General features: G+C 70.5%; 11 protein-coding genes and 1 tRNA gene. 9 read left to right on the forward strand and 3 right to left on the reverse strand.

The window, feature by feature from the left end; translation table 11 throughout:
- The first annotated feature begins 31 nt into the window (after positions 1-31).
- The 8 genes from ACF1FZ_RS13320 to ACF1FZ_RS13355 all read left to right on the forward strand — a co-directional run bounded on the left by ACF1FZ_RS13320 (position 32) and on the right by ACF1FZ_RS13355 (position 8,337).
- On the forward strand, positions 32-1,084 hold the full coding sequence (locus tag ACF1FZ_RS13320) for an ABC transporter permease (protein ID WP_391773483.1): 1,053 nt from the start codon (positions 32-34) through the stop codon (positions 1,082-1,084).
- Positions 1,081-1,980 carry an ABC transporter permease gene (locus tag ACF1FZ_RS13325; RefSeq protein ID WP_391773484.1) on the forward strand — a complete coding sequence of 300 codons (900 nt, stop codon included), beginning with the start codon at positions 1,081-1,083 and terminating at the stop codon, positions 1,978-1,980. Before ACF1FZ_RS13320 ends, ACF1FZ_RS13325 begins: the two co-directional genes overlap by 4 nt.
- Before the next feature lie 4 nt (positions 1,981-1,984).
- Positions 1,985-2,929 carry an ABC transporter ATP-binding protein gene (locus ACF1FZ_RS13330; protein WP_391773485.1) on the forward strand — a complete coding sequence of 315 codons (945 nt, stop codon included), beginning with the start codon at positions 1,985-1,987 and terminating at the stop codon, positions 2,927-2,929.
- Positions 2,911-3,822: an ATP-binding cassette domain-containing protein gene (locus ACF1FZ_RS13335; protein WP_391773486.1), complete on the forward strand. Its 912-nt coding sequence runs from the start codon at positions 2,911-2,913 to the stop codon at positions 3,820-3,822. The genes ACF1FZ_RS13330 and ACF1FZ_RS13335 overlap by 19 nt, the downstream gene beginning before the upstream one ends.
- Entirely contained in the window at positions 3,819-6,227 is a 2,409-nt protein-coding gene (locus ACF1FZ_RS13340) for a glycoside hydrolase family 2 protein (protein WP_391773487.1), read from the forward strand. Before ACF1FZ_RS13335 ends, ACF1FZ_RS13340 begins: the two co-directional genes overlap by 4 nt.
- A gap of 249 nt (positions 6,228-6,476) precedes the next feature.
- A tRNA-Leu gene (locus ACF1FZ_RS13345) sits at positions 6,477-6,563 on the forward strand.
- Positions 6,564-6,959: 396 nt separating this feature from the next.
- Complete coding sequence (locus tag ACF1FZ_RS13350; protein WP_391773488.1) at positions 6,960-7,847, forward strand: Bax inhibitor-1/YccA family protein; 888 nt, start codon at positions 6,960-6,962, stop codon at positions 7,845-7,847.
- A 160-nt stretch (positions 7,848-8,007) separates the two neighbouring features.
- Entirely contained in the window at positions 8,008-8,337 is a 330-nt protein-coding gene (locus ACF1FZ_RS13355) for a hypothetical protein (RefSeq protein ID WP_391773489.1), read from the forward strand.
- Here ACF1FZ_RS13355 and ACF1FZ_RS13360 read toward each other — a convergent pair.
- The 3 genes from ACF1FZ_RS13360 to ACF1FZ_RS13370 all read right to left on the reverse strand — a co-directional run bounded on the left by ACF1FZ_RS13360 (position 8,334) and on the right by ACF1FZ_RS13370 (position 11,953).
- Positions 8,334-9,188, reverse strand: a complete 855-nt coding sequence (locus ACF1FZ_RS13360; RefSeq protein ID WP_391773490.1) for a hypothetical protein — start codon at positions 9,186-9,188, stop codon at positions 8,334-8,336. The genes ACF1FZ_RS13355 and ACF1FZ_RS13360 overlap by 4 nt on opposite strands.
- 339 nt (positions 9,189-9,527) lie before the next feature.
- A complete protein-coding gene (locus tag ACF1FZ_RS13365; protein ID WP_391773491.1) occupies positions 9,528-10,748 on the reverse strand; it encodes an acetyl-CoA C-acetyltransferase in 1,221 nt (406 codons plus the stop codon).
- A gap of 155 nt (positions 10,749-10,903) precedes the next feature.
- Positions 10,904-11,953 (reverse strand): SGNH/GDSL hydrolase family protein, encoded by a 1,050-nt coding sequence (locus tag ACF1FZ_RS13370; protein ID WP_391773550.1) that lies wholly within the window; start codon positions 11,951-11,953, stop codon positions 10,904-10,906.
- Between the two features lie 155 nt (positions 11,954-12,108).
- On the opposite strand from ACF1FZ_RS13370, the gene ACF1FZ_RS13375 reads away from it, so the two are divergent.
- Positions 12,109-13,512: a cystathionine beta-synthase gene (locus ACF1FZ_RS13375; RefSeq protein ID WP_391773492.1), complete on the forward strand. Its 1,404-nt coding sequence runs from the start codon at positions 12,109-12,111 to the stop codon at positions 13,510-13,512.
- Positions 13,513-13,749 lie beyond the last annotated feature (237 nt).

Consider the following 13,749-nt stretch of genomic DNA (forward strand, 5'->3'; position numbering starts at 1 on the left):
GCGCCCGTTCTGATTCCATGACCGCCCCGTCGTGCGCGCGCCACCTGACCGTGCGCGCACGACGGGGCTCTCCACCAGGGGAGCCTCCTTGCGCCGTTACTTCGCCCGCAAACTTCTCGTCTACGCACTGACCTTCGTGGCCGCCGTCACCGTCAACTGGATGATCCCGCGCTTCATGCCCGGGGACCCGGTCGCGGCGATGGTGGCCAGGGCCCGGGTCTCGCAGCCCGAGGCCGCCGAGGCCATGCGCTCCTACTACAACGACCTGTTCGGTTTCGACGAGCCCCTGTGGCAGCAGTACCTCCACTTCTGGGGCGCGCTCCTCCAGGGCGACTTCGGGATCTCCATCCTCGTCTTCCCCACACCCGTCGGTGACGTCCTGCTCGACGCGCTCCCGTACACCCTCGGCCTGATGATCCCGTCCGTCCTGCTCAGCTGGTTCGCCGGCAACTGGATCGGCGCCCTGTCCGCCCGCCGCAAGGTGCTGGACAACACCGTGCTGCCGGTCGGCTACCTGCTGACCGCGATGCCGTACATGTGGATCGCCGTCATCCTCGCCTGGGCGTTCGGCGCCAACGCCGGCTGGTTCCCCGTATCGGGCGGTTACAGCCTGGACATCACACCCGGCTGGAGCGCCGCCTTCGCGCTGGACGCGCTGCACCACTGGGTGCTGCCGTTCCTCTCGCTCTTCCTGGTGGCCCTGGGCGGCTGGGCCATCGGCATGCGCAACATGATCATTTATGAGCTGGAGTCCGACTACTCCTCCTACCTGTCGGCTCTCGGCGCGCCCCAGCGCCTGATCCGCCGCTACGCGTTCCGTAACGCCGTCCTGCCCCAGGTCACCGGCCTGGCGCTGCAACTGGGTGTGCTGGTCGCCGGGGCACTCGTCACCGAGATCGTCTTCGCCTATCCGGGACTCGGCTCCCTGATCCTGGCCTCGATCCAGAACCAGGACTTCTTCCTGCTCCAGGGGGCGTTCCTGTTCATCGTCATCGGCGTACTGACCGCCAACTTCCTCATCGACGCCGTCTACGTCGTCGTCGACCCCCGCACCCGCACGGGCATGGCAGGAGGCACGTCATGAGCACACTGCCCGACCCGGCACCCGGGACCACCGCCGCACCGGCGGCGAAGCCCGGCAGCGAGTGGCTGCACTACGCGGTGCGCAACCCCAAGCTGATCATCGGCGCCGCCCTCGTCGCCCTCCTGCTCGCGGTCGGCACCGTCGGCCCGGTGCTGCTCGGCAACGACAACCCGAACGAGTACACCGGTCCCCAGGCCTCCGCGCCCGACGGCACGTACTGGATGGGCACCACGACCTTCGGCCAGGACGTGTTCGCGCAGTTCGTGCACGGGCTGCGCTCCACCTTCCTGGTGGGCGTCGTCGGCGGGGCGATCGCCGCCGTCATCGCCATGGTCGTCGGGTTCCTCGCCGGCTACCGGGGCGGACTCGTCGACGAGATCCTCAACATGCTCACCAACATCGTCCTGGTGCTCCCCGCCCTCGCGGTCCTGCTGATCATCAACGCCTACATGGGCGTGCGCGGCGTCGCCGTGCAGGGCCTGTTCATCGGGCTCACCTCGTGGCCCTGGGCGGCGCGCGCCATCCGGGCGCAGACGTTCTCGCTGCGCACCCGGGAGTTCGTGGACCTGGCCCGGCTCAGCGGGAGCGGCACCTGGCGGATCGTCTTCCGTGAGATCGCGCCCAACATGAGCTCGTACCTCTTCATGATGTTCATCCTGCTCTTCGGCGGGTCCGTCCTCATCGCCTCCTCGCTCGACTTCATCGGGCTCGGCCCGACCGAGGGCGTCTCGCTCGGCCTGATGCTGCAGAGCGCCCAGCAGTGGAGCGCGCTGCAACTCGGCATGTGGTGGTGGTTCCTTCCCCCGGGCGCCGGGATCACCGCGATCGTCGGCGCGCTCTACGTCGCCAACGTCGGTCTCGACGAGGTCTTCAACCCGAAGCTGAGGGAGTCCTGAGCAGATGACCCTGACCGTCAACGACCTGCGGGTCCACTACCGCACGCTGCGTGGTGAGGTCCGGGCCCTGGACGGCGTCGGCTTCGGCCTGGCGGACGGCGAGATCCTGGGCCTGGCGGGCGAGTCCGGCTGTGGCAAGACCACACTCGGCAAGTCCCTGATCCGGCTCGACGGCCGGATGCGCCACGCGGGCGGGACCGTCACCCTGGACGGCGACGAACTGCCGCTGTCCGACGACCGCGCGATGAACGCCTACCGCTTCCACAGGATCTCGCTCGTCCCGCAGTACTCGATGAGCGCCCTCAACCCGACCCGCCGCATCGGCCGCATGATCCGCGAGCTCCTCGCCTCGCGCGGCGTGAGCGTGGACACCGGCGAACTCCACCGCCGGCTCGCACTGGTCGGGCTGGCCCCGGATGTCCTGGAGCGCTACCCGATCGAGCTGTCCGGAGGCATGAAGCAGCGCACCGTCATGGTGATCTCCACGCTGCTCGATCCGTCCGTCCTCATCGCCGACGAGGTCACCTCGGCCCTGGACGTCTCCAACCAGCAGGCCGTCGTCGGCGCCCTCAGGGGCCTCCGCGACAAGGGTCTGGTCACCAGCATGATCTTCGTGACCCATGACCTCGGACTGACCTCGCACATCGCCGACTCGATCATGGTGATGTACGCGGGCAAACTCACCGAGAAGGCCCCCACGAAGGTGCTGACGACCGAGCCCCGCCACCCGTACACCAAGATGCTGATCGGCTCGCTGCCCCAGGTGGGCGCCCGTTACAAGGACAAGCCGCTCAAGGGCATCGAGGGCTCTCCGCCCTCCCTGCTGAACCCGCCGGCCGGCTGCCGCTTCCGCGACCGCTGCCCGCTCGCCGACAGCCGGTGCGCCGAGGAGCCGCCGGTCGTCGAGGTGGCCCCCCGTCACTCCGTCGCATGCTGGAAGGCGGCCTGATGCTGAGCCTCGACCGTGTCACCAAGACCTTCAGGGCCGGCGCCTTCGGCGGCGGCTCCGTCACCGCTGTGGACCGGGTGTCCTTCGAGGCGGCGCCCGGCGAACTGGTCTCGCTCATCGGCGAGAGCGGCAGCGGGAAGTCCACCATCGGCCGCATGGTCCTGGGGCTCACCGGGGTCAGTGCGGGCAGCCTCACGCTGGACGGCGAGCAGGTCCGGCCGGGCAAGGACTTCTACCGCCGGGTCCAGGGCGTCTTCCAGGACCCCTTCAGCTGCTACAACCCCGTCTTCAAGGCCGACCGGGTCTTCGCACTCGTCCGCCGCGCCTATCACCCGGGCGTCTCCGGCAAGGAGTGGGCCGAGCGGGTGGAGAAGGCGGTACGGGACGTGCGCCTGGACCCCGGGCAGGTGCTCGGCCGCTACCCGCACCAGCTGAGCGGAGGCCAGCTGCAGCGCCTGCTGATCGCCCGTGCCCTCCTGCTCGACCTGCGTTTCCTGGTCGCCGACGAGATCACCAGCATGCTCGACGCCTCCACCCGCGTCGACGTGCTCAACCTCCTCGCCGGCCTCAAGGAACGCGGCCTCGGCGTCCTCTACATCACCCACGACCTCTCGCTCGGCACCTACCTGGCCGAGAGGACGGTGGTGCTGCGGAACGGCCGCGTCGTCGAACGCGGCGACACGCAGAAGGTCTTCGGCAACCCCCTCCACCCCTACACCCGCACCCTCCTGGCCGCGGTGCCCCGGCTCAACCAGCCCTGGACGTCCGCCGGACCCGTGGAGGCCTGCGCTTACCACGAGGGGGGCGCGCGGGACACCGACCTGTACGAGACCGAGCCGGACCACTTCGTCGCCTGCGCCGGTCTCCCCGACTGCGGAAGGACCTCCGCGTGACTCCCCGCCACCTGCCCCTGCACGACGGCTGGACGCTCGTCGCCGACGGCCCCGTGCCGGCGGACCTGCCCGCCGGCGGCGTTCCGGCGACCGTCCCGGGCTGCGTCCACACCGACCTGCTGGCCGCCGGGCTGATCGACGACCCCTACCTGGACGACAACGAGAAGCGTCTCGGCTGGATCGGCCGCACCGACTGGACGTACCGCACCACGTTCGAATGGTCCACCGACGGCCACGAGTCCACCGACCTGTGCTTCGACGGCCTCGACACCGTCGCCACCGTCCTGCTCAACGGCACCGAGCTCGGCTCCACCGCCGATCAGCACCGCAGCTACCGCTTCCCCGTCCGGCCGCTGCTGCGCGAGGGCCGCAACACCCTCGTCGTGCGCTTCACCGCCCCGTACACCTACGCCGAGGCGCTGCGGGACAAGCTGGGCGACCTGCCGGGCGCGTACACCGAGCCGTACCCCTTCATCCGCAAGATGGCCTGCAACTTCGGCTGGGACTGGGGGCCGACGCTGGTCACCTCCGGCATCTGGCGGCCGGTCGCGCTGGAGTCCTGGACCGGTCCGCGCATCGCCGGGGTGAAGGTCCTCGCCGACCTCGACGGGGACGGGGCGCCGCGCCTGGCGGTCACCCTCGACGTGGACCGGGCGGGTGACGAGGAACTGACGGCGTCGGTCGCGGTGGCGGGCGTGGCAGCCGTGTTCACCGTCCCTGCGGGCGAGCACCGGGCCACTCACGCCCTTTCCGTCCCGGACGCCGAGGTCTGGTGGCCGCACAGCCACGGCGGGCAGCCGCTGTACGACGTCACCGTCGAGCTCGGCGAGGACGAGGTCCGGACCTTCAGGACCGGCTTCCGGGGCGTCGCCCTGGAGCGTGACGCGTTCCGGATCTCCGTCAACGGCGAACCCGTCTTCGTGCGCGGCGTGAACTGGATCCCCGACGACTGCTTCCCCGCACGGATCACCCGGCGGAGGATCTCCGACCGCCTCGACCAGGCGGTCGCCATGGGGGTCAACCTCATCCGTGTCTGGGGCGGCGGTCTCTACGAGAGCGACGACTTCTACGAGCTGTGCGACGAGAAGGGGCTGCTGGTCTGGCAGGACTTCCCGTTCGCCTGCTCGGCCTACCCGGAGGAGCAGCCGCTGTACGACGAGGTGGCCGCGGAGGCCCGCGAGAACCTCGTCCGGCTCGCCCCGCACCCCTCGCTGGTGCTGTGGTGCGGCAACAACGAGAACCTGGAGGGCCACGCCGACTGGGGCTGGCAGGAGGCGCTGGGGGGCCGGACCTGGGGCCACGCCTACTACCACGAGTTGCTGCCCGCCCTGTGCGCCGAGATCGACCCCTCCCGCCCGTACTGGCCGGGCTCGCCCTACTCCGGTTCCCCGGAGCTCCCCCCGAACGACCCCGCCCTCGGCACGGTCCATCTGTGGGAGGTGTGGAACCGGGTCGACTACCGCCACTACGCCGACACCGCCCACCGCTTCGTGGCGGAGTTCGGCTTCCAGGGCCCGCCCGCGTACGCCACCCTGCGCCGCGCCGTCAGCGGCCCGCTGGGTCCTGGCGCGCCCCTGGTCGCCCACCACCAGAAGGCGGAGGACGGCGACGCGAAGCTGCTGCGCGGCCTGGGCGACCACCTTCCGCAGCCGGCGTCCTTCGACGACTGGCACTGGCTCACCCAGCTGAACCAGGCCCGCGCGGTCGCCTTCGGCATCCGCCACTTCCGCTCGCACACCCCGTACTGCATGGGTGCGATCGTGTGGCAGCTCAACGACTGCTGGCCGGTCGTGTCCTGGGCGGCCGTGGACGGCGACGGCCGCCGCAAGCCGCTCTGGTACGCGCTGCGGAAGGTCTACGCGGACCGGCTGATGGCCGTACGCGACGGCGTCCTGCACCTGGTCAACGACTCGGCCCGTCCGTGGGAGGGCACGCTGCGGCTGACCCGGCGTTCCCTGGACGGTGCCGTCCTGGCCGAGGAGACGGCCGTGGTGGACACGGCGGCCCGCGGGGTCACCCGGGTGCCGCTGCCGCCGTCGGTCGCCGAGCCGGATGACAGCACCCGCGAGGTGCTGGTGGCGGAGCTGGGCGAGCTGCGGGCGGTCGAGTTCTACGAGGAGGACACCCGGCTCGTGCTGCCGCCGGCGCGTTACCACGCAACCGTCACCCAGGGTGACGAATCGGGCATCGGTTACCGGGTCACGGTGACGGCGCGGACGCTGTTGCGCGATCTCGCCCTGTTCCCCGACCGGCTGGATCCGGCGGCCGAGGTGGACGACATGCTCGTCACGCTCCTGCCCGGCGAGAGCACCGTGTTCCACGTCACGGGGGCGGTGCTGGAGGAGCCGGAGGCCCTGGGGTCACGGCCGGTCCTCCGGTGCGTCAACGACACCGTCGACGGGTGAGACGGCGGGACCCTGGCGAACGGTGGCGCGCCCATGGCGTATGGGCCGTACGGGTGCGGCGAGTTTCCGTCATTCCCGTTTGCCGGGGTTCGTCCACCTCGACCGGGTGGGGCGTGTGCTGATGCGGTGCAAGGTGTCTGACGACCCCTCACACAGTCAATAAAATAAGACAACATCGAGCGCCTGTTCCGCTGTTCGAGGGACGCCCCCGGATAGGGTCATGTGCCAGACGCGGAGCCGCGCGTCCACGCCCGGGTGGTGGAATGCAGACACGGCGAGCTTAAACCTCGCTGCCTCCTCGGGGGCGTGCCGGTTCGAGTCCGGCTCCGGGCACCACCCGTTCCGCCGGTGGGCCGGGTGGACCACACGGTGCTTCAGCCGTCAACTTCTCGCGTCGCTGTTTCGCCCGGGCGCGGCGCCTTCCCCGCTGTCACCGTGCGTAGGTGAACGTCCGCGCGTGCGACGCACACGGCCCGGAGTGCACGAGACCGCCATCCGTGGCGGCGGGGAGGGCACACGCGTGTGCGTGGGTGCGGGGTGCCTCCGTCCTCGTCGAGCCCGGCCTCCGCGCGCGGTCGCAGCAGCGTGGCGCCGCCTGTCCGGGCCCGCGAGGAATTCCCCGGTGGGGCGGCGAGAGTTCTCTCAAAGATCCTCCTCTGGCACTAGGGTCATTGTTTTGCCTACCCATTACTCTTGATGCAAGGCCACGCACGGTGGCCATGAAGGAGTGAAATGAGGAGCAGCAACCCGGTCTTCTCGCGACGGGGGTTCAGCCGCGACAACGGCTACGCGGGCTTCAACGCGGCGCCGCAGGCCGGGGCCCCCGCAGCGGGTGCCAACCCGTACGCGCAGGGCACCGCCGCCAACCCGTACGCCACGAACCCCTACGCCCAGCAGGACACCCAGTACGGCGCCCCGCAGGCGCCCGCGCGCTCCGGCGCGATGACGATCGACGACGTCGTCACGCGTACGGCGATGACGCTGGGCACCGTGGTGCTCACCGCCGCGCTCTCCTGGGCCCTGCTGCCGGTCGACGAGGCCAATCTCGGCAAGTCCTACGGAATCGCGATCGGCGCCGCCCTGGTGGCGTTCGTCTTCGCGATCATCCAGTCCTTCAAGCGCAAGCCGGCGCCCGCGCTGATCCTTGCCTACGCGGCCTTCGAGGGTGTCTTCCTCGGGGTGATCTCCAGCACGGTCAGCACCTACATCAGCCCCGGCACGGTGATGCAGGCGGTGATGGGCACCATGTGTGTCTTCGCCGGCGTCCTCATCGCCTACAAGATGCGCTGGATCCGCGTCACCCGCCGCTTCTACGGCTTCGTGATGGCCGCAGCGGTGGGCTTCGTGCTCCTGATGATGGTCAACCTGCTGTTCAGCGTGTTCGGCGGCGGTGACGGCCTCGGCTTCCGCAGCGGCGGCCTCGGTATCCTCTTCGGAGTCATCGGCATCATCCTCGGTGCGTGCTTCCTGGCCCTGGACTTCAAGCAGGTCGAGGACGGCATCAACTACGGCGCACCGCGCGAGGAGTCCTGGCTGGCCGCCTTCGGCCTCACCCTGACCCTGGTGTGGATCTACCTGGAGATGCTGCGTCTGCTCTCCATCATCAACGGGAACGACTGAACCCCGCAGGCATGACGACGGAACGGCCCGCAGGCAGCGCCTGCGGGCCGTTCCGTCGTCATGGGCGACGCGCACAGGACGCCTCGCCGGTCCTCCGCGGCCCCGCGCCCGGGCGACGCCGGGCTGGCGACCGCCCGGCAGGGGCGCGTAGGGTCACGGCGTGCCCGATACGACGCCCCTGATCACCGCCGTGGACCGATTCGCCGACCGCCTGCGGAGCAGCCCGCAGAGCCGGCTGCAGCGTGGCGTGGCCGCAGAGGCCCTGGAGGCGGCACGAGAACTGTCCGCCCGGGCCCAGCGCGCCGAAGCGCCGGACCAGGAGCCGAGGATCATGCCGGACGCCGGGATATTCGTGGTCGGTGACCAGCTCGCCGTCGCGGGGCGGGACCTGGCCGTGGCACTGGAAACGGCCTCGTCCCAGGAGCTGGACGAGGCCGTACGTCGTGTCGACGAGGCGGCGGCGAGGGCTTTCGCACCCGGGCCGCGCTAGAAGGAGGCGATGACGCGGTCGGCGAGGATGTAGACGTTCTCCTTGCCGCACGAGAAGGTCAGCGCGTAGGCGCCCGAGATCCCGGAACCGCCCAGCAGCACCGGCTGCTCACCGGAGCGCAGCGAGGCGGCGAGCCGCTCGGCGGTCTCCCGGTGGCCCGGGGTCATGCAGAGCGTGGTGCCGTCGGCGAAGACGTAGACGTCGAGCGTCCCGAGGGGGCCGGGGCGCACGTCGGTGAGTTCCGTAGCCGTATCGGCGAGCCGCTCCAGGCGGTTCACGGTACGCTCATGGTCGGTGACCACCGGTGCCTGCACGGGGACGAAGTCCGGGTGCGAGGGGTGGCGGCGACGGGCCGCGGCCAGCTCGGGGGAGTCCTCGGCGTACTCCGGGTGGCCGGTGACCTCGGGCATGTCCGTGAGCTCGGCCAGCTCCGCCAGTTCGTCCAGGGCTTCGCCCGCTTCGAGGTCCATCGCGTCCAGGCCCGCGAAGTCGCTCTGCCGGGGCATGAAGAACGGGGGGTCCTCGCCGAGCCCGCCCAGCAGGGGCGGGGCGTCGGCGGCGTCCCGTGCCTCCTGGGACGCCCAGAAGGCACGGGCTTCGGCGAGCTCGCGCTCCCGCTCCTCGGCGAGTGCGTCGACGACGGCCGCGCGTATCTCCTCGACGGGCGTAGCGGTACTGCGGTTCTGCTGTTCGGGCACGGATGCGTGGAGACGCCTTCCCTCCGCGAGCTCCGTGCGCAGGGCTGTGACCTGCTTGCGCAGCCCGTGAGCAGCGTGCAGAGCGGCGGCGCCGACGGCCGTGGCAGCGGCGGTGGTCAGCAACAGGGCAAACGGCATGGCGCTCACTGACATACTCCCGGTTTCAATCGACACCCCCGACTTCCTACATCAGCTTGTCTTGTACCGGCGCCCGCTGTCAGTGCATTACGTCACGAATTGGACAGGTCTTTGTGCCCGGTGCTTCACCCGGCGATCGGTGTGACCTGCGGGAACGACTCTCCCCCGGGACACAGATCACATCCCGGGGAAGATTCGGTCACGATCAAGGCTCGGACGGTTCAGGACGCGCCTCGCGCGGGAGGGCCGGGAGGCCCGGTCCGGCGGGACCGAGGTGTGGGCAGATGCCGCCCTCGTCCCCCGGGCGATCCTCCCCGGCCTTCGGCGAGGGCGCCCCTGCCCTCCGCTGTCGTCTCAGCTCAGCCGCTCGATGACCATGGCCATGCCCTGGCCGCCGCCCACGCACATCGTCTCCAGGCCGAACTGCTTGTCGTGGAACTGCAGGCTGTTGATCAGCGTGCCGGTGATGCGGGCGCCGGTCATGCCGAAGGGGTGGCCGACGGCGATCGCGCCACCGTTGACGTTGACCTTGTCCAGCGGCAGGCCGAGGTCCCGGTAGGACGGGATGACCTGGGCGGCGAACGCCTCGTTGATCTCGGCCAGGTCGATGTCGCCGATGGTCAGCCCGGCGCGCTCGAGCGCCTGCTTGCTGGCCTCGACCGGTCCGTAACCCATGATCTCGGGGGACAGGCCGGAGACGCCCGTGGAGACGATGCGGGCCAGCGGGGTCAGGCCCAGCTCACGCGCCTTCGTGTCGGACATGATCACGAGTGCGGCGGCACCGTCGTTGAGCGGGCAGCAGTTGGCCGCGGTGACGAGGCCGTCGGGGCGGAACACCGGCTTCAGGCCCTGCACACCCTCCAGGGTGACGCCCGCGCGGGGGCCGTCGTCCTTCGAGACGACCGTGCCGTCCGGCGTGGTCACGGGCGTGATCTCGCGCTCCCAGAAGCCGTTCTTGATGGCTTCCTCGGCGAGGTTCTGCGACCGCACGCCGAACTCGTCCATGTCCTGGCGGGTGATGCCCTTGAGCCGGGCCAGGTTCTCGGCGGTCTGCCCCATCGCGATGTACGCGTCGGGGACGAGGCCCTCCTCGCGCGGGTCGGTCCAGCTCGTGCCCTCCTGCTCGGCCCGGGCGGCGGTGCGGGCCTCGGCGTCGGCGAAGAGCGGGTTGTGGGTGTCCGGCAGGCTGTCGGAGTTGCCCTTCGCGAAGCGGGACACCATCTCGACGCCGGCGGAGACGAAGACGTCGCCCTCGCCGGCCTTGATGGCGTGCAGCGCCATCCGGCTGGTCTGGAGCGAGGACGAGCAGTAACGGGTGACCGTGCAGCCGGGGAGGTGGTCCATCCCCATCTGCACGGCGATGATGCGGCCCAGGTTGTTGCCCTGCTCGCCGCCGGGAAGGCCGCAGCCGAGCATCAGGTCGTCGATGTCCCTCGGATCCAGCTCGGGGACCTTGTCCAGCGCCGTCCGGATGATGGTCGCGGTCAGGTCGTCCGCGCGCAGGTCCTTGAGGGACCCCTTGAAGGCCCGGCCGATGGGCGAACGGGCAGCAGAGACGATCACGGCTTCGGGCATCACGCGGCTCCATGAGGGCTGGAAGGCAGGAAGGCTGGGCTGCCTTGGAAGTTACCCGGACGTACAGCTGAGGTCACCCGACAGGCGATGTGATGCGGACCTCTTTTCTAAGCAACCGCTCAGTCGCCCGCATTGCTCCCCCGGCGGGGACACGCTCAGGCCCGCCGCCACGTCGCCCCCGGCCCTCCGTCGTGCCCGGGCACCGGCCCGCCGCCCGTGTCCGGACCCGCCTCCTCGTGCGGCACCGGTTCCGTGTGGGCGGGCAGGCGCCGGCGCCTGCGGTGCTTGAGCAGGGCCCACGGTGCCCGCGCCGCCGCCACCTCGGTGCCCGCCTCCCGCGCGGCGCGGGAAGCCGCCTTGGCCACCGGCAGCATGCCCTCGCGGCGCGAGCCGTCCAGACGGTCGGATTCCGGCCACAGGCCCAGGGCCGCGCACAGGGTCGGCAGCATCGCCATCGAAGCGGTCGCGTAGCCCTCGGCGGAGGGGTGGTAGCTGTCGGGGCCGAAGAGCTCCCGTGGATTCGCCTCGAACTCCGGACCGAGCAGATCGCCCAGTGAGACCGTCCGTCCGCCCTGTTCCACCACGCCGATCGTCTGGGCGGCCGCGAGCTGCCGGCTCACCCGCCGGGCCAGCCACCGCAGCGGCTGGTAGACCGGCTCGATCGTGCCCAGGTCCGGACAGGTGCCCACGACCACTTCCGTGCCGGCCGTGCGCAGTCTCCGTACGGCCGTGGTGAGGCAGCGCACCGACTGGGTCGCCGGCATCCGGTGGGTCACGTCGTTCGCGCCGATCATGATCACGCAGACGTCCGGCACCCCTGACGGATCCGCCAGCACCAGGGAGACCTGGCGCTCCAGATCGTCCGACCGGGCCCCCGGCAAAGCCACGTTCCGAAGATCCACCGGCCGTTCGGCGACCGCCGCCAGCCCGGACGCCAGCAGCGCCCCCGGGGTCTGTCCGGCCCGGCGCACGCCCTGGCCTGCCGCCGTCGAGTCGCCGAGCATGACGAAACGCAAAGGATCGGCGGGACCGGTGAAGGCCGCCCCGTACCGCCCGTCCGCGCTCGGCGGGACCGGGGCGTCACTCCCGCCCACCCGACGTTTCGCCAGCTGCACCTCGGCCATTACCAGGCCGACCGTCGCCGCACCGATCAGCCCGACGCTGCCGCCCCCGTAGGCCGCACCCGCTGCGATCCTCCGCGCCACCCTCGCTCTCGACACAGTCCGGTCCACCTCCTCCGTGCCGCACAGCCGTACACAGCACTACCTGCCCCGTGGAGGGCGTAACTCAATCGCTTCGTCCAATCTCCTCCCCGTACGCATACTCTTGCCTGACCATCACGGAGATCCCGGAGTAGACGGTGCAATTCCACGATTCGATGATCAGTCTTGTCGGCAACACCCCGCTGGTCAGGCTGCGCAATGTGACGGCAGGCATTCAGGCGACGGTGCTGGCCAAGGTCGAGTACTTCAACCCCGGCGGGTCGGTGAAGGACCGCATCGCGCTGCGCATGATCGAGGCGGCCGAGCAGAGCGGCGAGCTGAAGCCCGGCGGCACGATCGTCGAGCCCACCAGTGGCAACACCGGTGTGGGTCTCGCGATCGTCGCCCAGCAGAAGGGCTACAAGTGCATCTTCGTCTGCCCGGACAAGGTGTCCACGGACAAGATCAACGTTCTGCGCGCGTACGGTGCGGAGGTCGTCGTCTGCCCGACGGCCGTCGACCCCGAGCACCCGGACTCGTACTACAACGTCTCCGACCGGCTGGTCCGTGAGACACCGGGGGCCTGGAAGCCCGACCAGTACTCCAACCCCAACAACCCGCGCTCGCACTACGAGACCACGGGCCCCGAGCTCTGGGACCAGACGGCGGGACGGATCACCCACTTCGTCACGGGCGTCGGCACCGGCGGCACGATCACCGGTACGGGCCGCTATCTCAAGGAGATCAGCGAGAACCGCGTGCGGGTCATCGGCGCGGACCCGGAGGGGTCCGTCTACTCCGGCGGCTCCGGGCGCCCTTACCTCGTCGAGGGGGTCGGCGAGGACTTCTGGCCGAGCGCCTACGACCGTACGGTCACGGACGAGATCGTCGCGGTCTCGGACAAGGACTCCTTCCGGATGACCCGCCGCCTCGCCAAGGAGGAGGGTCTGCTGGTCGGTGGTTCCTGCGGCATGGCGGTCGTAGCAGCCCTGGAGGTGGCCGAGCGCCTCGGCCCCGAGGACGTGGTGGTCGTGCTGCTGCCGGACAGCGGCCGCGGCTACATGAGCAAGATCTTCAACGACGAGTGGATGGCGGACTACGGCTTCCTCGAGGATTCCGGCCCCTCCGCCCGGGTCGGCGCGGTGCTCGACTTCAAGGAGGGGCCGCTCCCCTCACTCGTCCACATGCACCCCGAGGAGACGGTCGGCGAGGCCATCGACGTGCTGCGGGAGTACGGCGTCTCGCAGATGCCGATCGTGAAGCCGGGCGCGGGGCACCCGGATGTGATGGCCGCCGAGGTCATCGGCTCCGTCGTGGAGCGTCAGCTGCTGGACGCGCTGTTCACCCAGCGGGCCACGCTCTCCGATCCGCTGGAGAAGCACATGTCGCCCCCGCTGCCGCAGGTCGGCTCGGGGGAGCCGGTCGAGGACCTGATGGCCGTGCTCAGCGGCACGGACGGTGCCGACGCGGCGATCGTCCTCGTCGAAGGCAAGCCGACGGGCGTCGTGAGCAGGCAGGACCTGCTGGCCTTCCTGGCGAAGGGTGCGACCCCCAAGCAGTAGTGCCGGTTCCCGGGCTTCGCACGAACGGTACGAGCGCGACACGTCGGCGCAGCATCGGCTTAACACGCATCCGGCACAGTTTGGGGCGTCGGCAGGGAAACCTGCCGGCGCCCCAAACGGCGACACGGACTACGGAGCGGCTCCCGGACCTCCACCGTCGCCAGGACGCGGCACCCGGCCCTGACCCGGGACCGCGTCCCTCGCGGGGACCGCCGTCGTCCCGCCCCCCGGGCGACC

Source organism: Streptomyces sp. NPDC014623 (assembly GCF_043088245.1).
Taxonomy (GTDB): domain Bacteria; phylum Actinomycetota; class Actinomycetes; order Streptomycetales; family Streptomycetaceae; genus Streptomyces.